The following is a 19,024-nucleotide window of genomic DNA, read 5'->3' on the forward strand; positions in this document are numbered from 1 at the left end:
CCGACGGCGTCGCACCGAATCCGACGAAGTCACCCGTCGCCTTCCAACCGGTCGGCAGGTGCGTTCCGGGATCGAGGTTCTCGAAGTCGGCAAAAGGCGTGCCGCCCGGATCTCCCTGTGTCGCACCGGGAACCGCGGGATGACGACCTCCACCGACGAGGAAGTTGAGGTGGCGCGCATTGACCGTGAACGCCGGTGAGGTGAGCTCGCCCTGCGCGTTGTCGCCATCGATGAAGCTGTTGACGAGGTGCGATCCCTGGAAGCCGGTGACGGTCTGCTGCCCGGGGAAGGTCCCCGCAACGGGCGCGGAGCCGAAGGCGGTCCCGGTCGGCGACCACCCGGCATACCCTGCTTCGAAGTCCTGGAGGACTGTCCCAGCGGGCGGCTCATAACTCGCCGGCCCATCGGACGTGAACGTCGTGCCGTCGAAGTCGCCGACGAAGTACTGCGTGCCCGAACCACCCGCGATCCCACCGGGGTTGAGGCTCACGAGCATGACCCACTTGACGTTCGTGGGGTCCCCGTCGATCGCGAGCGGGAAGAGGTCGGGGCACTCCCACGCCCCACCCGTGGCGTTCTTGGGACCGAAGTCCGACAGGCGGGTCCAGTTCTTGAGGTTGGCCGATCGCCAGATCGTCACCTTGTGGTGGAGTACGCGAGCGACTGGGCCTGGATCCCGTCGCGTCCGCTCGCGGCCGTGTAGGCGCTGGTGTAGATCGCGACCATCGGCGGGTTCTGGGCCGTGCCGAGGCCGGAGCGGTTCTCCTGGTCGACGACGACCGAGCCCGAGAAGACACCCTCGTTGGCGTCGAAGGGGATGGCCACCGGCTGCTCGGTCCAGTGGACGAGATCCTTGCTCGTGGCGTGCCCCCAGGACATGTTGCCCCAGCCGGTCCCGATCGGGTTGTGCTGGAAGAAGAGGTGGTAGACGCCCTTGTGGAAGACGAGGCCGTTGGGGTCGTTGAGCCAGTTCTTCGACGCACTGAAGTGGTAGGCCGGGCGGTGCTGGGACGTGTCGGCACTGGCGGGAAGGCCAACCATCACGAGGGCGGCGGCGACGAGGGCGGTGACCCACGTTCGGGCCCGACGGGACAACTGCGAGGTGGTGCGCATGGGGCTCTCCGTGGCGTTGACAACGTTGTCATGCGTCAGTAAAGACGGCAGTGCCAAGGCGGTCAAGGGCCTGAGCGTCCACGTCGTGGACAGCACGGGCCATCCTGTGGGCTACTGCACCGCAAACGGCGGCGGGTGTGGGAACCACTGCGATCGGACCGCGCATTGTTGAGGGGCTGGATGCACGCATCCAGCCCCTCAACTATGCGGCGGGTGTGGGATTTGAACCCACGAGAGCTCTCACTCTGGTCGCTTTCAAGGCGACTGCACTAGGCCACTATGCGAACCCGCCAGGCACATCGGCTGGACCGACGAACCGACAGACAGGGTATGCCGGGAGTGCCCCGGATGCGGAACCCGGACTCACGCTTCGGGCAGGTAGGGTCGCAACCCAGAACGGAAGGGACACGCCTCATGCCCAAGTTGAGCTTCATCGTCGGCCTCACCGCCGGCTACGTCCTCGGCGCCCGCGCCGGCAAGCAGCGCTATGCCCAGATCAAGAAGGTCTCGGGCAAGGTCTGGCAGAGCAAGCCCGTCCAGAAGCAGGTCGCTGCGGCCAAGGAGAGCGCCCGCACCAAGGCCGCACCCGTCGTCGCCGACTTCGTGGCCGACGCCGCCAAGGCGACGAGCGAGAAGCTGCGCGCGTCCAGGACCATCCCCTCCCAGGTCAGCAACGGGCACATCCGCTCGACCACCGGCGACCCGTGGGTGGCCTCAGCCCCGGTCCGCGGCGACGACCCCTGGGCCACGGCCACCAAGCGCTGACGCTTCACCAGTCGACCTGACGCCACCGAGGCCGAGCAGCACGAGTGACGGCACGGTCCCGGGCTGAGCGAGGTCGGTGAGCAGCATTGCCGTGCCCGCGACCCCCGTGGCGAGCGAGACGTCACCGTCGGCGCCCTTGAGTCCCGACGGCCACTCCTCAGGGTCGGTCGGCGCCACCCGGACCTGGGCTGCCGCAGCCGCGACGGCGCGTTCGCGGTGCTCGGGCACCCCGAAGACGTCGGCCGCGAGCGCCACGACGCCCGCCGGCCCCCCGGCCCCGTGACAGAGCGTCCAGCCACCGGCGACGGCATCCACCCCGTGTGACACCGCTTGGTCGGTCGCCTCGTGCATCGCTGCGCCGCACCGCTGCACCGCCATCTCGGCCTCGGCGCGAGTCGTGTCGAGCGACCACGGCAGGTCGAGCCCGGCGGCCGCGAGCTCGAGCAGCCGCAACCTGACCGCACCCGCGCCCGCAGCGCCGTGGCACCACAGGTCGGGCCAGGTGACGTCTCCCTCGCGCAGGTCGGGCCACCCGCCGCGGGCCGGGTCGGACCAGGACGCCTCCCACGCCAACGCCTCGCCCGCCAGCTCGAGGGCTGCCGGCGCCACCCGTGGCCACACACCGGCGGCCTCGACCAACGCCCACGCAATCCCTGACGCGCCGTGGGCGAGCCCGCACAGGGGCCGGGCGGAGTCGCCGGGCAGCCTCAGGTCGGGCCAGCTGCGGCCCCATCCCTCCTTACGCGAACGGTGGCGCAGCTCGGCGACGATGCTCGCCGCGTGGCTCTCGTGGCGGCGGGCCCGAGCCAGGGACAGCAGGATCCCGGCGAGACCGTCCGTGAGGTCGCTGCCCTCGGACCATCCAGCGGCCACCCGGTCCCCTGCGCGAGCCAACAGGTCCACGCCGGCCTCCCCCACGAGGAGACCTGCAGGCGCGCCCAGGTCGGTGGGGCGCGCCTGCAGGAGTGTGCGGGCACCGGACGCCGCGAGTTCGGTCGCGTCCGGGCGGTGAAGGGCGGTGCCGAGATGGGTCAGAGCCCACACCACCCCGGCATCGCCGTCATAGAGGGAGCGCCGACCCGCGACGACTCCCAGGGCCTGACCGTCCGCGCCCAGCTCCCACGCCGGCCACGTCGGCCCCGCGCGGTCGATGACCGCTGTCCGCACGAGGAGGTCGACGCACCGGTGGGCGGCGTCGAGCACGCGCTCGCGGTCCTGTGAAGCGGGGTCTGTCGGCATGGCGCTCTCAAGCTCTCGGTCGTGCGTGGCGGCGCTCATGGCGCCACCCCAGCGGTCATCGGCGATCGGTGCGGGGCAGCGGGATCGAGCCCTCGACGACCGAACTCGGCCGCGACGGTCTCGAGCCAGACCCCTTCGGTGACTGGACGTCCAAGAGCCGCGTATGCCGCCGCGATCGCTGCGCATCGCACCTCACCGAAGCTTTCTCCCGTCCCGGGGTCCTCGGCCCACCCGACGCCGTCGGCGAGGGGTTCGGTGAGTGGGGGTGGCGACCCGTCGGTGAGCCCGACGACCGCAACAGCCACTGTGTCGCGGACCACCTCTCGAGCCGGGCCGGCGAGATAGGCGACCACGGCGTCGGGGCGAGCGAGCCCTTCGGGTGTGGGTGCCACCTTGAGCAGCCATGAATCTGCCTCTGCGAGAGCGCTGGTCACGGCACTGACCAGAGGTGCCACCTGGCCAGCAAGGGGCCGGAGATAGACCCGGACGAGCGGACCGGGGTGGTGCTGCGGATCCCAACCAGCTCCCCACGTGCGCCACCACCCATCCTGGACAACAGCGCCCAGCCGACGCGGACACCGCACCTTGTCGCCCACGCGCGGCGGAAAGCCGGGGCGACCGCTCGTCGTGACGTACTCCCCACGGCACAGCGCCCGTCGGCCTCGTGGCGTCGCCACGACGACGACTCCGGCGATGCCCGTCGCGAGCACCTCGACCTCGTCCCCGGACCAGTCGGACAGTCCACGATGGGCCGCCCGGGCCGCCGAAGCGGCCGGCGGATCCCAGCGACGCGAGCCGGAAGCGTGAGGAGAGCCGACGGCATACCAGTGCCGGTAGAGCAGTTCGGCGGGCGCGCCGTCACCGGATCCGTGACGCAGGACGGCGTAGGCCGCAAGCAGGTGATCGGCGTGGTCACGCCGCCACCCGCTCATGGCGTGACCTCCGAAGCCGCTGCGACGGCCCGGGCCAGAAGGCGGGTCACGTCGGCGGCCCCGTCCTCACCGTGGGTCAGGGCAACCTGCCAGGCCGTGAGCAGGGCGCGCACACACCGCCACGGCGCGGACGGCGAAGCCGGCCCACAGGCGGTCCAGTAGGCATCCAGGCAGAGCTGGGCCAAGTCGTCCCCGACCGGGGAGAGCTCACCGAGCATGGCTGCCGCGGAGGCCAGATCCATTGCAGGACAGCCCTTCCCGCCGAGTTCGAAGTCGACGAGCCCCACTCGCACGTCCCCGGTCGACGAGATCCGCACGATGACGTTGCCGGGCGAGACGTCGCCGTGGATGACATGCGTTGGACGCCACTGTTCGCGCGCGAGGTCAAGAGCTCGCCGGACCGCAGGTTCACCCAGCGTGTCGAGGATGGGGCGGGTGTCGGCTCGCTGCACCCCGCCCTCCATCGATGTCGGGAGCCGGTCGAGCAGCGGCCACGGGAGCGGGGCGTCGGGGACGCCGACACCGACGCCCACCTCGGGGACGGGATGGCGGTGGAGCCGCGCCAGGGCACGGCCCAGGTCGACCGCAGCCGGCCGGAGCACCGCCGGGTCACGGACCAGCGACAGCTCCTCACCCGGCAGAGCGGTCATCCACACCGAGCCCGATCCCCCCTGCAGGATCGGGCTCGGTGCAAGGTGCAGGGACGCGATCGCGCCCAGGAGTGCCGCCTCCACCGCGACGGTGTCGTCACCGTCGAGGCGGGCGGCCGCCCCGGCCTGCTTGACGTAGCCCACGGGTGCACCGCTGTGCTCGATGACGTGCACGGCGTTGCTGCGCGACACGGCGCGCACGCGGACCAGGCCGGCGCGGACGTCCGTCACGGGCACGAGCCCGTGACGGACGGCGGCACCGAGCAGGCTGGGGGAGGAAGCCACGGTCAGGCACCACCGGGGGTGCCGGAGCCCGGGCCGCCGGAGCCACCGGAGTCGAGCGCGTCGATCTCCTCGAGGGCGGCGAGGTAGCCGCCCCAGTAGGCCTCGTCGGCCGCCGACTCGATCTCGGTCGCGGACGTGCCGTAGCCGCCCCCGCCGCCCTTGAACCACTCCTCGATCGGCGGACGCTCCCAGTCGCCACCGCACGCCCGGGTCGGCAGGTTGCAGCCCGGCCGGGTGTACTGGAGGTCGCACAGCGGGATGCGCGTGACGTCGCACGTCGTCGGCCGAGTGATGAAGTCGCAGATCGCCGGCTTCGTGACCAGGGTCGGGCAGAGCGCCGGGATCCTGGTCTTGATCGTCGGGCAGCTGAGGTCGATGCGGGTCTTGAGGCAGACCACGATGCGCGTGTTGAGACACGTGCTGATCGGTCGGGTGAGCGTCAGGACGGGAGCGGTGAGCAGGTCCACGCCGAGCTCGTCGAGGACGGCTTGGACCGGGTTGGCGAAGGTCATCGATCCGTCGTTGCTGCCCGCGAAGAGGAGTCCGACGACGTTGCGCGAGTTGTCGAGGACGACCGACCCGGAGTCACCGTGGTCCGAGAAGCGCGGGTTGCGCGCCGTGTCGGTGTCGATGCGGATCTGGTGCCGGAGCGTGTGCGACCCCACGTCACTGCCGTAGTTGATGGTGACCGTGAAGTCGGTCGAGGCGACCGTGCCGAAGGTGTGCTCGGTCGTGCGACCGCGCTTCTGCACAGCCATGCCGACGGTGGCCGGCGTGCTGCCGGCGACGTCACCGACGCCCGTGACCGTGGCGGTCCAGGGCTGGGCGGCGTCGACCGTGATGACAGAGCCATCGACGTTCTCGGACAGCGTTGCTCGGGTCAGCGACCCGAACTCTCCCGTCGGGGCGCCACCGTCGACGAGTGAGGGCTGGACCTGACGGTCGCCGACGCTCCACGTGTTGTTGACGCAGGCAACGTGGAAGTTGGTGAGCGCCATCGTCGCCCCGGTCGCCCGGTCGCGGACCATGGCGCCGAGGGTGCCGACGAAGACATAGTTGCCGGGCGCGGGGACGTCGGGCGGAGAGAGGAAGACACTGCGCCGCGGCCCGATGCCGATGCCACCGGCAAGGGTCGGGTAGTCCGCCGGGTCGACCTGCAACTCCCCGTCGACGAGCTGGCGGTAGGCCGGCTGCAGCTCGATGACGAGCTCCTGGACGTCGGTCTTGATGCCGTCGATCTCCTTGGGGATCGTGGCAGCCTTGCTGAGCTTGGACGTCGGCTTCTTCTGCTCGACGAAGACGACGATGCTCTGCTCACCGGTCTTCTTGCCGTCCGTCACCTTCTCGGCGATGTCGACGGCGACGACTCCGGCCTTGGCCAGGAGCTCGTCCTCGATGGACTCCTTCACCGGCCTGATTGCGGCGCGCTGCGCTGCCAGTTCGTGCTGTGTTGCCATGGCGTGCTCCTCGGGGTGATGCGGGGCCGCCCCTGCGCGGCCCCGACGCAGACAAGGAGTCCGCCTGCACCCGCCAGATACGTCATGGCCGAGAAACTTCATCCCGACGAGGTCCGCAGAAAAAGTTCTGGCAAACGTGTATCTGGATCGCTCCCCGCAACTCTTTCCCTGTGACCGGACCAGTCCCTACGCTGAGTCGACGGCACCAGCCGTCGGGGTTCAGCTGCGAGCTCACGGAGCATCCACATGAAGCATGACGACGGTCGCGAGCAGAAGCCGCGACGCATCCCGCCACTCGTCATCCCCGACACCGCCGTGCGACGCCTGGGGGCGCGAGTCCTCGACCCGACCACCGCCGCAAGGGTGACGGGCGACGCGATGCCGGACCCCACGGCATACATCGGAGATGTGCTGCTCATCCCGGGCATCGTGGGACGGTCCGCGGACCGCGCGTTCGACGCCGTCGAGGCTGCCGCCAAGAGCCTGGGGTATGCCGCCGTCCCCCAGGACGATCCGAACCTCGCCAACGCGACCAGGAACGAGCTGCTGGACGTGCTCGATCAGGTCGGCAACACCGTGGTGGAGCTCACGCGGCTCGACGAGGTGGAGGGGCGCCGGGTCTCCGCCGAACCCCTCGACGCGTGGGAGGTCCTCCAGGCAGCGCGAGCGGCGAACCCGGAGGCCATGGCGGGCGTGGGGTTGTCCCACGTCATGACGGCCAGCGGGTGGGGTCAAGGAGTCGGCTGGGGCCAGGGTGTGGGCTGGGGCCAGGGCGTCGGTTGGGGACAGGGCGTGGGCTGGGGCCAAGGCGTCGGCTGGGGCCAAGGCGTCGGGTTCGGCCCGACCGACCGCATCCCCGTGGTCTGGTCAGCGCCACCGCCGGCCCGATCGCAGGCCGGCCCCGTCGTCGCCATCCTCGACACTGGCCTGGGTCAACACCCCTGGTTCAGCGGGGCTGATGACGCCGAGCGACTCCCCGAGCCGGCCGGCATGCCTCCCGAGACCGATGGCGTGACGATCGACCTGGTCAACGGCCAGCTCGACCCGCTGGCAGGACACGGCACGTTCATCGCCGGGGTGGTTCGCCAGCACTGCCCGGACGCCAAGATCCTCTCGATTCCCGTGATGTGGGGTGATGGGGTCGCCAACGAGGTCGACGTCCTCAAGGCCCTCACCTACCTGTCCTTGCGGCAGGCACTGGCCCTGCGCTCGGGCAACACCTCGTGCGAGGCCATCGACGTCATCAGCCTCTCGCTGGGCTACCGCCACGAGACGCCCGGCGCGTTCGATGACGAGGAAGGGCTGTTCCGCCTCCTGCGTGGGCTCGCCGAGCTGGGCGTGACCGTCGTGGCGGCGGTCGGCAACGACGCCAGCGACATCGAGTACTACCCGGCGGCCTACGCCGCAGCGGTGACGAAGGGCGCGCCCCTGGTGAGCGTCGGGGCACTGAACCCCGATCACCGGACCGTGTCCATCTACTCCAACACGGGCACCTGGGTTCGTGCGTATGCGGCTGCCACGTGCGTCGTGAGCACGATGCCGACCACGTTCAACGCCTCGCGCCGAAGTGAGCTCCTCAAACAGGCGAACCCCACCGTCCAGCCCGCTGTGCCGACCCGTGGCGCCGCTGACGGGGACGACTACAGCTGCGGTTTCGGTCTGTGGAGTGGGACGTCGTTCGCGGCCCCTGCCCTCGCCGGCGACATCGCGAGTCGACTCGGCACGGATCGTTCCGCTCCGGCCGACAAGCGCAGCGCGGTGGCCTCCGACGTCGTGACCTCGGTTCTCGAGGCAGCCGCCAAGGCCGTCGAGGACACGCCGTGAACGCCGGCAAGGTGGATCGCACGGACCGCGCCGGACACACCGCCCCCAGTCTCGCGGCAACCGCGGCCAAGGCCTTCGCGCTCCACCGTTCCGGTGACTCGAGTGCCATGGCCGAGCTCGTCGACGAGGTGACCCCCCTGCTCTGGCACACCGCTCGATCGCAGGGTGCCGACACCGCGACCGCGGAGGACGTGGTCCAGACGACCTGGCTGCGGCTCGTCGAGCACACCAACGACATCGCCGATCCACAGGCCGTGCTCCAGTGGCTGCTCATGACGACGAAGCGGGAGGCCTGGAGTTCCGTGCGACGTGGGCGACGGACCGTCCCGCAGGAGCCGTGGGAGGAGTCACCGCCCGGTGACCCCACGGGTCCGGCCGCCGTGGCCGACCCCGTGCTGGCCACCGAGGACGCAGAGTCGGCACAGACCGTCTGGCGCCATGTCGAGAGCCTGCCGGAGCGCTGCCAGCAGCTGCTCCGCCTCGTGGCCTTCGTCGACCGCCCCGACTACGGCGTCGTGAGCGCCGCCCTCGGAATCCCGGTGGGCAGCATCGGACCCACCCGAGGACGCTGCCTCGCGAAGCTGCGACTGGCCCTCATGTCCGACCCGACGTGGGAGGTGACGGCATGAACGCCCCCCAGAACCGCGAGGAAGCCCTTGCCGCGCAGCCCTTCGACCCCACGGACGAACGCACCCTCGGGCTCATTCGCGCGCACCTGGAGCTCACCGACCCCGTCCCCGTCGACCTCACCGAGCGCGTGAAGTTCGCGATGACGGTGGCCAACCTCGAGGCCGAGATCGCCCACCTCATGAACGACAGCGCCCTGTCAGGAGCCACTCGCACCACGGAGTACGACCGTGCCACCACGGTCACCTTCGAGAGCGCCGGGCTGAGCATCATGGTGACGCTCGAGCCCATCGGGAACGACCTCACCCGCGTGCGGGGTTGGGTCACCGCGCCCGGCGCCGACGTGGAGCTGCGTGAGCGATCACGCACCCAGGAGGCGACCTCCGACGACGAGGGCCGCTTTGTCTTCGAGCGGGTCGAACACGGCACCGTGCACCTCGTCATCCGGCGGACCGATGAGCCGGGCGCCCGCCCGGTCATCACGCCGGGGATCGAGATCTGAGAGGACGACTCGACGACACTCGACGCAGCTCGCGAACTCCACGCCCGGGGCCGGTCCGAGAACACGGCAGGTCACTACCGGCGAGCCGATGCTGCCCTCACTCGCGCCCTCGCGGCGTTGGAGGGGCCGGGTTCGGAGCGGCTGCCCGCCTCGGAGGTCTTGCCCCTGCGTGCTCGGATCCACATCACGCGGGCTGTGTCTCTCTTCGGCATCGACGGCCCCGAAGCGGGGCTGGCCCTGCTCGATGACGTCCATCGCATGCTCGAAGGGAAGGCGCCAACCCTGCTCGGGGCCATCGCCCACATCCAAGCGGGCGCCATCAACGTCATGTCGTCCAACTGGGGGGCAGCGTTGGTCGAGCTCGCCATGGTCGAACCCCACCTCGAGGAGCTGTCGCCACCCGAGCAGTGCGCGACGTTGATCAACCGTGGTCTGGCGCACGTCTCGCTCCACCACCTCGACCGAGGTCGCGAGGACCTCGAGGCTGCGGCCGCGCTGGCCGTGCGGCACTCGTTGCCCATGGAGGAGTTCAAGGCGAGGCACAACCTGGGCTGCCTGGCCTACCTCGCGGGTGACATCCCGGGCGCGCTGCGGCTCATCGGAGAAGCCGCCGAGATGGAGGTCGGCATCACGAGCGCTCGCGGTCACCTCGACCACGGCAAGGTGCTCCTGGACGCGGGCCTCGTCGACGAGGCCGAGCAGGTGCTCACTCGCGGCCTCGACGCTGCCCGTCACGACCAGCAGCCCATCGAACGCGGTGAGATCCAGCTCGACCTCGCCCGGGCGGCCCTGCTGCGCGGGGAGCTGAGCCAGGCGCGCTCCTGGGCAGGACGCGCCGCCCGAACCTTCCGGGCGAAACAGGCACCCACTCGCGCGGACGAGGCCGAGCTCCTCGGTGCAGCGATCGACATCGGCCTGGGTCGCAACCTCACCCGCGCCGCGGCCGTCGCCGAACGCTGGTTGACCCCGGTCCCGGTCCAGCCCAACGAACGGCTCGGCACTCGCATTCGCGCCGAGATCGCCCTGGCCAGACACGACCTCGAGACGGCCCGACGCGAGGTGTCGAGCCTCGCGGGCGTGACGTCGGTGCCTCTCGGGGTCTTCCTCCACGAGCAGCTGCTCGCGGCCCGCATTGCCGCGGCGGACGGGGACCGCGACCGCTCCACCTCGCTGCTCTCCGCTGCGGCGCAACGGTTGGCGCGCGACCAGGGCTCGGTCCACAGCCACGAGATGCGCGCCGGGCTGGCGCTCCACGCGGCCCGCATCCGCGACGCGGATGTGGCGATCGCCACCGACTCGGGCTCGCTGGAGGAGCTCTTCGACGCGACCGAGCGGTGGCGTGCCGCGTCGTTGCGGTCGGCCCCCATCCGCCTGCCCGACGATCCCGCAGTGGCCGAGCTGGTCGGGCGACTCCGTCAGCTCAGGCGCCGATCGGTCGCGAACGCAGCCACGGTCGACCACGGCCAGGGCGCCGCCTCCGAGGTCATCCGCCTCCAGGGCAAGATCACCGAACGCCTTCGTCGGACGGCCGGGCCCCGCGCCGACGCCGACGTCCAGGCCATGACCCTGCTCGACACCCACGCCCTCGTGAACCGACGCAGGGTCACGGTCGTCACCTTTCACGAGGTCCGGGGGACGGTCGTGCGACTGGTCGTGGGCGCGCGAATCCACCAGAGCGTCATTGGTGCGGCGGCTGATGTGGCGGCCGCGACCGGGCGGGCCGTCGCCGATGGGCGCGCTGTCGCCCTCTCTCGCCCATCCATGGCCGCCTTCCTCGCGAAGGCCCGGGAGTCCTCCCTGGCCCGGGTCGACGAGATGCTCCTGCGCGGTCTCGAACTCGACCGCCTCGTGGTGATCGTGCCGACGGTCGGCCTCGCCTCGATCCCGTGGCGGGCCCTCCCCTCACTCAGGGACGTCGCCGTCATCGCGGCACCGTCGGTCACCGCGTGGGCCCGCCGCAACACCACCGCCAGTCGCGTACCCGACGTCGTCGCCCTCGCCGGGCCGGGGCTTCACCGAGCCCACGACGAGGTGACCGCAGTCGAAAAGGCGTGGGGGCGGCATACGCGCGGCCGTTCCGGAACCACCACCACGGCGTATGCCGGCAGCGCAGACGTGCGCTCCGCACTCGCCTCCGCGAGTGTCGTGCACCTTGCGGCGCACGGGCACCACGTCGACCAGAGCCCGCTGTTCTCCAGCCTCGACATGGGCGACGGGCCGGTCTTCGCCCATGAACTGACCGCACCACTGGCGGCGGAGCTGGTCATCCTGTCGGCGTGCGACGTGGGACGCAGTCGCGGACGCGTCGGTGACGAACCCCTCGGTCTGGCCGCGGCACTTCTCAGCCTCGGCGTGCAGACCGTCGTGGCCGCGACGAACCCGGTGCCCGACGACGTGGCGGCTGCCTCGATGGCCGACCTGCACCAGCGGCTGGCGGCGGGTACGGACGTGGCGACGGCGCTGCAACAGACCGCGGCGAGCGTGCCTGGGGCAGAGGCGTTCTGCGCCTACGGCAACACCTGGTCCCGTCCCCCAGACCCGACCACAATCGTCCAATAGGGCACGAATGGCGAAAGCCAAACGCGTCCTATTGGACGATTGTGTCGCGTTAGATGAAGAGGGCGGGTTCGCGGAAGAGCGCCTCGTAGGGGTCCTCACCCGGGTGGTCCGGCATGCGCACGATCGCGGGGATGCCCGTGGCGATGGCTCCGTCCGGAATGTCCTTCACGACAACGGAATTGGCGCCGATCTGTGCGTCATCCCCGACCTCGATCGGGCCGAGGATGCTGGCGCCGGCGCCGATCGTCACCCGGTCGCCGACGGTGGGATGACGCTTGACCTTGGCCAGGGATCGGCCACCGAGCGTGACCCCGTGATAGAGCATCACGTCGTCGCCGACCTCCGCCGTCTCGCCGATGACGACACCCATGCCGTGGTCGATGAAGAAGCGTTTGCCGATCGTGGCACCCGGGTGGATCTCGACGCCGGTGACCGCGCGGGTCACGGTCGAGAGTGTGCGAGCGACCGGCTTGAGGTGTGGTCGCGTCCAGAGCTTGTGGGCCACGCGATAGGACCAGATCGCGTGCAGCCCAGGCGAATTCAGCACCAGGTCCGAGCGGGACGCCGCCGCCGGGTCGCGGGCGATCGCCGAGTCGACGTCCTCCCGAACGCTCGCCGCCGCCCGCTGGACGCGGGACCGGAGGCGAGCGAACGGCATACTCGAAAGTTTCGGAAGGTCAGTCAACGAGTCCCTCGAAGAGGATGGTCGAGAGGTAGCGCTCCCCGAAGCTCGGGATGATGACGACGATGGTCTTGCCGGCGTTCTCGGGACGGGTCGCGACCTGGTTGGCGGCGGCGAGGGCAGCGCCCGAGGAGATGCCGACGAGCAGGCCCTCCTGGGTGGCGGCCTTGCGGGCCCACTCCACGGCGGTGCCGGCGTTGATGTCGATGACCTCGTCATAGACATCGGTGTCGAGGATCTCGGGGACGAAGTTCGCGCCGAGACCCTGGATCTTGTGCGGGCCCGGGGCGCCGCCGTTGAGGATCGCGGACTCTTCGGGCTCGACCGCGATGATCTGGACCTCGGGCTTGCGCTCCTTGAGGACCTGGCCGACACCCGTGATCGTGCCGCCTGTGCCGATGCCCGAGATGAGGATGTCGACCTTGCCGTCGGTGTCGCGCCAGATCTCCTCCGCGGTGGTCTTGCGGTGGATCTCGGGGTTCGCGACGTTGGCGAACTGGCGGGCGAGGACGGCGCCTTCACGTTCGGCGGCGATCTCCTCGGACTTGGCGACGGCGCCCTTCATGCCCGTCGCCGGGTCGGTGAGGACGAGCTCGGCGCCGTAGGCACGCAGCAGGGCGCGGCGCTCCTTCGACATCGACTCCGGCATCGTGAGGACGACCTTGTAGCCGCGGGCCGAGCCGACCATGGCGAGGGCGATCCCGGTGTTCCCGGAGGTGGCCTCGACGATCGTGCCGCCCGGGGGCAGCTCGCCGGACGCCTCGGCCGCGTCGACGATCGCGACACCGATGCGGTCCTTGACCGAGCTGGCAGGGCTGTAGAACTCGAGCTTCGCGGCCACGGTCGTCCCCGAGTCACCGGTGTCGATGATCCGGTTGATGCGCACGAGGGGCGTGTTGCCGACTGCCTGGGTGACGTCGTCAAGGATGGGCATGAGTTCTCCGTGTCGTGTCTCGGGGACGACCCGAGCAGGGTCGCACTTATGACTATTCAAACATTGAGTTATCAATCAGCACAAGCAATCGTTCGAACCTCTCGCCCTGTCACACTCGGCGCGTGAGCGGACAGTTCCCAGGTGAAGGCACCCCACCCGAGGAGAACGTCATGCCGACACCACTCGACACCCTGCTCACCCAGTCCGATCCGCTGGCCGACAACCCGCCCGACACGGAGCGACTCAGCGCTCTGTCCACGGCTTTGGCACACGACGTGGTCGAAGCCGACCGGGCCCTCAAGGGTCGCCGGCTCGGCCTGCTCCGTCGCCACAAGTGGGCAGCCATCGCGGCCGCCGCTGTGGTCGTCGTCCCCACCACCGCGTATGCCGCATCGGCCCTCTTCGCGCACACCGGCACCTTTGGTGACCCAGTCCGAAACCCGGATTTCGAGGACGGCTCGGAGTACATCGAGATGTGCGCCGCCGACTACTCCACCTATGTCACGTCGGTCGCGCCCACGGACCTTCCCGCCCCTCCCCATCACCCGTGGGCGTCCTACGCGCCGACCGTGATGAAGGTTCTCGGCGGTTGCGAGGGCACGTCGTCGGGCACGTTCCAGGCCAGCCAAGTCGCGCTCAGCTACATCGCGCAGGCGCACAACGACTGGGGCTGCGCGTACGTCTGGGCCACTGAGGACGGCGACACCGCCGGCGCCCGCACCGCTCACGACGGCATGAACACACTCACGCAGGCTGCGGACCGGATCGCTCCGACGCCCGGGACCCACGGTGTCGGCATCTCCCCCGAGACGTTCCTCGCCAACAGCAAGCTCCCGCAATGGGTCGGGTGCAAGCGATGAGCGCAAAGACATCGGGACAGGCGCCGGCAGGAACCCCGGCAGAGCGTCGCCTCGAGGAGCTCGCCCGCGTGCAGGGGCCGCGGGTGCTCTCCTACCTGGCGCGCAGGACCACGCCGCGCGAGGACGCTGCCGATGTCTATCAAGCCGTCCTCACCACGACGTGGCGCAAGATCCACAAGGTGCCCGAGTCCACGCCGGGCGTCGAGGGTGGTGACGCGGCCCTGGGATGGATGCTCGCCGTCGCCCGACGCGAACTCGCCAACCACCGTCGTTCAGCCAGCCGACGGCTGGCGGCGACGGATCGCCTGCGAGGTGAGCTGACGGCATACCCGATGCAGGGAAACGGGACCGCAGCTGAAGGCGACGGACACGACCACGTCCACGACGCGGTCGCAGGGCTCGACGCCGACGACCGCGAGATCGTGACGCTCACCTATTGGGATGGGTTGACGAGTGCGCAGGTCGCTGCCGCCACGGGTCTGAGCGCGTCCGCCGTGCGCAAGAGGCTTGAACGCGCACGTCAGCGGCTCGCGCAGCATCTCGTGAGTCGCGACACAACTGCTGCGAGAGGCGTCACTGAGCGCTATGCGCGCGCTTAGCCGTCAGTAGAGTTGCGGGCATGTCCGCGCTCCAGATCGTCGCCTCCGCCATCTGTTTCCCGCTGATGCTCGTCGGGTGGGCACTGCTCTTCCGACAGATCGGGCGGTTCGTCGCGCTCTACCGCGTCGGACAGGCGGATCCGCGCCGCACGGACGCACCGCTGGCGCGCTCCTGGACGCTGGCCAAGGAGTTCCTCGGCCACACCCGCATGTCGCGCCTGCCCGTCGTCGCGGTGGCGCACTGGTTCACGGCCCTGTCGTTCATGTTGCTCTTCGGGACGCTCGTCACGGCGTTCGGCCAGCTCATCGAGCCCGAGTGGCAGCTTCCGATCATCGGACACTTCCCGCCCTATGAGTGGGTGACCGAGTTCTTCGCGTGGACCGGCCTCGTCGGCATCATCGTGCTCATCGCCATCCGCCAGCTGAAGCACCCGCGCTCGGCGGCTGGTGACGACGGACGGCGGTCGCGCTTCTTCGGGTCGAACTGGTGGCAGGCCTACTACGTCGAGTTCACGATCCTGGGCGTGACGCTCTGCATCCTCACGCTGCGGCTGCTCGAGGGCGCGCTGACCAAGATCGAGCAGCCGGGTGAGGGCCTGGCGCTGCACTTCCCGCTCACCGGCTGGCTGTCCGGCATCTTCTCGGGCCTGTCCGTCGACGGCATCCACACGGCCATCGTCATCGTCGCCACGATCAAGATCATCATCTCGTTCGCGTGGATGATCACCATCTCGCTCACCCCGACGATGGGTGTCGCCTGGCACCGCTTCCTCGCCTTCCCCAACATCTGGTTCAAGCGCGAGTCCTCGGGTCGCACCGCGCTCGGCAACCTCAAGCCGATGACGATGGGCGACGGCCAGCCGTTCTCGATGGAGGCCATGGAAGCCGCCTCGGAGAACGAGGACGAAGATGCGCCGGAACCCGTGCTGGGTGTCGGCAAGATCGAGGACTTCACCTGGAAGGGCCTCCTCGACTTCTCCACCTGCACCGAGTGCGGCCGCTGCCAGTCGCAGTGCCCGGCATGGAACACCGACAAGCCGCTCTCCCCCAAGCTGCTCATGATGACGCTGCGCGACCACGCCAACGCGAAGTCGCCGTGGCTGCTCGCCTCCGAGGAGGCCCGCGAGTCGCTGCCCGCCGCCACGACTGCTCTGGCCGAGGTCCCGCTCATCGGCGAGACCGGTTACGACATCCGCAACCCGCTTACGGCCTACAACCCGCACGGTCCTGACGCCGTCATCGACCTCGACGTCCTGTGGTCGTGCACCACCTGTGGCGCGTGTGTCGAGCAGTGCCCCGTCGACATCGAGCACGTGGACGCCATCGTCGACATGCGCCGCTACCAGACGCTCATCGAGTCGGCCTTCCCGTCCGAGCTCGGTGGCCTATTCAAGAACCTCGAGTCCAAGGGCAACCCGTGGGGCATGGGCTCGCGCGCCCGCCTCGACTGGGCCAAGGACCTGCCGTTCGACGTGAAGATCCTCGGCAAGGACATCGAGTCCGCCGACGAGGTCGACTACCTCTTCTGGGTCGGTTGCGCCGGCGCCTACGAGGACCGCGCCAAGAAGACCACCCGCGCCGTCGCTGAGCTGCTCGACACCGCTGGCGTCTCGTTCGCCGTCCTCGGTGACGGCGAGACCTGCACCGGTGACTCCGCCCGCCGCGCCGGCAACGAGATCCTCTTCTCGATGCTCGCGCAGCAGAACATCGAGACGTTCGGCGAGATGGGCGTCCAGAAGATCGTCGTCACCTGCGCCCACTGCTTCAACACGATCAAGAACGAGTACCCCGACCTCGGCGGCAAGTTCGAGGTCGTCCACCACACGCAGCTCCTCAACCGCCTCGTGCGCGACAAGAAGCTCGTGCCGGTGGCTCGCCCCGCAGATGTGCCCGGCATGTCGTCCGCCAAGAACGCGGCCTCGACCGCGGCGACCGTGACCTACCACGACCCGTGCTACCTCGGTCGTCACAACAACGTCTACGCACCGCCGCGCGAACTCCTCGGCGCCCTGCCCGGTGTCGAGCTGCGCGAGATGGAGCGCTCCAAGGAGAAGTCGTTCTGCTGTGGCGCCGGAGGGGCGCGCATGTGGATGGAGGAGAAGCTCGGCGGTCGCATCAACATGAACCGCACCGAGGAGGCTCTCGCGACCGGTGCTGAGCGCATCGCCATCGGTTGCCCGTTCTGCCGAGTCATGATCTCCGACGGTCTGACCTCGAAGCAGGCCGAAGGCGTCGGCGAGGACGTCGAGGTCGTCGACGTCGCCCAGATGCTGCTCGCGGCCGTGCGCCGTGGGCAGGACGAGGACGTTGACTCCGGTCCCGTGGACGAGGCGGCTGCCGCTTCGGTTGCGTCCGAATCTGCCGCGTATGCCGCAGAGTCCCCTGCCGCTCCTGCTGCCACTGCCGCTGCAGCTGGCACTGTCGCCGCTGGCGCGGCCGTGGCTGGTTCGACCGACGCGTCTGGCGACGAAGCCTCCACGGGTACCGCCCAGGAGAGTGCTGTTGCAACACACACTGAAGCAAGCCCTGCGGAAGCGCCGTCTGCCGAGGCGGACCCGTGGGACGAGCCCGCCGCCGCAGCACCCACAGCCGAAGACAAGCCGTCCGAGGCTGCTGCTGCTGCACCCGCAGCCGAGGCCGACCCCTGGGACGAGCCCGCCGCCGCAGCACCTGCAGCGGAGACCAAGCCGGCCGAAGCTGCTGCTGCTGCTGCACCCGCAGCCGAAGCCGACCCCTGGGACGAGCCCGCCACCGCAGCGCCCGCAGCGCAGACCAAGCCGGCCGAAGCACCCGTCGCTGAAGAGGCAACACCATCTGAGGCACCCGCCGCACCCGCAGCGACCGACGACGTCGACCCCTGGGACGAACCCGCCGACGCAACCCCGGCAGCACCCGCCACAGAAGAGGCAACGGCACCCACCGAGCCCCCGGCCGAAGAGCCGGCCGCTGAGGAAGCGCCGGTCACTGAGGAGGCGGCAACACCATCTGAGGCACCCGCCGCGCCCGAAGCGACCGACGACGTCGACCCCTGGGACGAACCTGCCGACGCAACCCCGGCAGCACCCGCCGCAGAAGAGGCAACGGCACCCACCGAGCCCCCGGCCGAAGAGCCGGCCGCTGAGGAAGCGCCGGTCACTGAGGAGGCGGCAACACCATCTGAGGCACCCGCCGCGCCCGAAGCGACCGACCTCGTCGACCCCTGGGACGAACCTGCCGACGCAACCCCGGCAGCACCCGCCGCAGAAGAGGCAACGGCACCCACCGAGCCCCCGGCCGAAGAGCCGGCCGCTGAGGAAGCGCCGGTCACTGAGGAGGCGGCAACACCATCTGAGGCACCCGCCGCGCCCGCAGCGACCGACGACGTCGACCCCTGGGACGAACCCGCCGACACAACCCCGGCAGCACCCGCCACAGAAGAGACAAAGGCACCCACCGAGCCCCCGGCCGAAGAGCCGGCCGCTGAGGGGGCGGCGATGAGCGAAGAGGTTTCGGACGAAACCGAGACGCCTGCCTCGACCGAGGCTGCATCGAGCGAGCCGACCTTGCCAGCTGCGGACGACGTGCTCTCGGCACCCGACCCCTGGGATGAGGTCGACACCTTGTCCGAGCGCTCAGCCGTCACGACGGACGCGGCCACCGAGGCCGCCCACACCGACGACGAGCTGGCGACGGCGGAACCAACGGAACCGGCCGAGGCCGCGGCCGACTCTGCAGAAGACGTCGAATCCAGTGACGAGGCCAAGGCGCCCGAGGCGGAATCTGCCGACATACCCAAGGCTGGCGATGAGGCCGAGCCAGAGGCTGAGGTCACTTCGAGCGACGAGGCCGAACCCGCCGCGGCCGAGGAGAAGGCGGCTGCACCGGAGGCGTCCACGCCGGCCAAGCCCGCCAACGCGGACGAACTGCTCAACGCTCCCGACCCCTGGGACTGATCAGACCCGCTCCACATTGAGCCCCGCCGAGAAGTTTGTCGGCGGGGCTCAATGAATTTCCATC

General features: G+C 70.0%; 14 protein-coding genes, 1 tRNA gene and 1 pseudogene. 8 read left to right on the plus strand and 8 right to left on the minus strand.

What is annotated here, in order from left to right; genetic code table 11:
* Positions 1-382 precede the first annotated feature (382 nt).
* Together JNB_RS21925 and JNB_RS11050 are read right to left on the minus strand one after the other, a co-directional pair.
* Positions 383-1,041, minus strand: a pseudogene (locus JNB_RS21925) (glycoside hydrolase family 32 protein); the annotation flags it as partial.
* A gap of 279 nt (positions 1,042-1,320) precedes the next feature.
* Positions 1,321-1,405: transfer RNA gene (locus JNB_RS11050), tRNA-Ser, on the minus strand.
* 122 nt (positions 1,406-1,527) lie between these two features.
* On the opposite strand from JNB_RS11050, the gene JNB_RS11055 reads away from it, so the two are divergent.
* The gene (locus tag JNB_RS11055; protein ID WP_009776551.1) at positions 1,528-1,878 is read left to right on the plus strand and encodes a hypothetical protein; all 351 of its coding nucleotides are present in this window, start codon (positions 1,528-1,530) and stop codon (positions 1,876-1,878) included.
* On the opposite strand, the gene JNB_RS11060 is transcribed toward JNB_RS11055, so the two are convergent.
* The 4 genes from JNB_RS11060 to JNB_RS21530 are packed head-to-tail and all read right to left on the minus strand — an operon-like array spanning position 1,828 to position 6,441.
* A complete protein-coding gene (locus JNB_RS11060; protein ID WP_009776552.1) occupies positions 1,828-3,156 on the minus strand; it encodes a lanthionine synthetase LanC family protein in 1,329 nt (442 codons plus the stop codon). The two genes, JNB_RS11055 and JNB_RS11060, sit on opposite strands and share 51 nt — an antisense overlap.
* A complete protein-coding gene (locus JNB_RS21520; RefSeq protein ID WP_009776553.1) occupies positions 3,153-4,049 on the minus strand; it encodes a T3SS effector HopA1 family protein in 897 nt (298 codons plus the stop codon). The genes JNB_RS11060 and JNB_RS21520 overlap by 4 nt, the downstream gene beginning before the upstream one ends.
* Positions 4,046-4,984 carry a phosphotransferase family protein gene (locus JNB_RS21525; protein WP_009776554.1) on the minus strand — a complete coding sequence of 313 codons (939 nt, stop codon included), beginning with the start codon at positions 4,982-4,984 and terminating at the stop codon, positions 4,046-4,048. The genes JNB_RS21520 and JNB_RS21525 overlap by 4 nt, the downstream gene beginning before the upstream one ends.
* Before the next feature lie 2 nt (positions 4,985-4,986).
* Entirely contained in the window at positions 4,987-6,441 is a 1,455-nt protein-coding gene (locus JNB_RS21530) for a hypothetical protein (protein WP_050766606.1), read from the minus strand.
* A gap of 246 nt (positions 6,442-6,687) precedes the next feature.
* On the opposite strand from JNB_RS21530, the gene JNB_RS11075 reads away from it, so the two are divergent.
* The 4 genes from JNB_RS11075 to JNB_RS11090 all read left to right on the plus strand — a co-directional run bounded on the left by JNB_RS11075 (position 6,688) and on the right by JNB_RS11090 (position 11,953).
* Positions 6,688-8,265, plus strand: a complete 1,578-nt coding sequence (locus tag JNB_RS11075) for a S8/S53 family peptidase (RefSeq protein ID WP_009776556.1) — start codon at positions 6,688-6,690, stop codon at positions 8,263-8,265.
* A complete protein-coding gene (locus JNB_RS11080; protein ID WP_009776557.1) occupies positions 8,262-8,894 on the plus strand; it encodes an RNA polymerase sigma factor in 633 nt (210 codons plus the stop codon). Before JNB_RS11075 ends, JNB_RS11080 begins: the two co-directional genes overlap by 4 nt.
* Positions 8,891-9,394 (plus strand): hypothetical protein, encoded by a 504-nt coding sequence (locus JNB_RS11085; protein ID WP_050766607.1) that lies wholly within the window; start codon positions 8,891-8,893, stop codon positions 9,392-9,394. Before JNB_RS11080 ends, JNB_RS11085 begins: the two co-directional genes overlap by 4 nt.
* Before the next feature lie 195 nt (positions 9,395-9,589).
* Positions 9,590-11,953 carry a CHAT domain-containing protein gene (locus JNB_RS11090; RefSeq protein ID WP_148232385.1) on the plus strand — a complete coding sequence of 788 codons (2,364 nt, stop codon included), beginning with the start codon at positions 9,590-9,592 and terminating at the stop codon, positions 11,951-11,953.
* A gap of 49 nt (positions 11,954-12,002) precedes the next feature.
* Here the strand turns inward: JNB_RS11090 and cysE are convergent, their stop codons facing one another.
* Positions 12,003-12,611: a serine O-acetyltransferase gene (gene cysE, locus JNB_RS11095; RefSeq protein ID WP_009776560.1), complete on the minus strand. Its 609-nt coding sequence runs from the start codon at positions 12,609-12,611 to the stop codon at positions 12,003-12,005.
* Between the two features lie 19 nt (positions 12,612-12,630).
* A complete protein-coding gene (gene cysK, locus JNB_RS11100) occupies positions 12,631-13,569 on the minus strand; it encodes a cysteine synthase A (protein WP_009776561.1) in 939 nt (312 codons plus the stop codon).
* Positions 13,570-13,691: 122 nt separating this feature from the next.
* Here cysK and JNB_RS11105 point away from each other — a divergent pair, with 122 nt between their 5' ends.
* Genes JNB_RS11105 through JNB_RS20960 form a run of 3 tightly spaced genes read left to right on the plus strand, consistent with a single transcriptional unit; the run spans position 13,692 to position 18,960 of the window.
* On the plus strand, positions 13,692-14,429 hold the full coding sequence (locus JNB_RS11105; RefSeq protein ID WP_009776562.1) for a hypothetical protein: 738 nt from the start codon (positions 13,692-13,694) through the stop codon (positions 14,427-14,429).
* Positions 14,426-15,028 (plus strand): RNA polymerase sigma factor, encoded by a 603-nt coding sequence (locus JNB_RS11110; protein ID WP_009776563.1) that lies wholly within the window; start codon positions 14,426-14,428, stop codon positions 15,026-15,028. Before JNB_RS11105 ends, JNB_RS11110 begins: the two co-directional genes overlap by 4 nt.
* 20 nt (positions 15,029-15,048) lie before the next feature.
* Positions 15,049-18,960, plus strand: a complete 3,912-nt coding sequence (locus JNB_RS20960; protein ID WP_009776564.1) for a (Fe-S)-binding protein — start codon at positions 15,049-15,051, stop codon at positions 18,958-18,960.
* The last annotated feature ends 64 nt before the right edge of the window (positions 18,961-19,024 follow it).

The sequence above is a fragment of the Janibacter sp. HTCC2649 genome, assembly GCF_000152705.1.
Lineage (GTDB): Bacteria > Actinomycetota > Actinomycetes > Actinomycetales > Dermatophilaceae > Knoellia.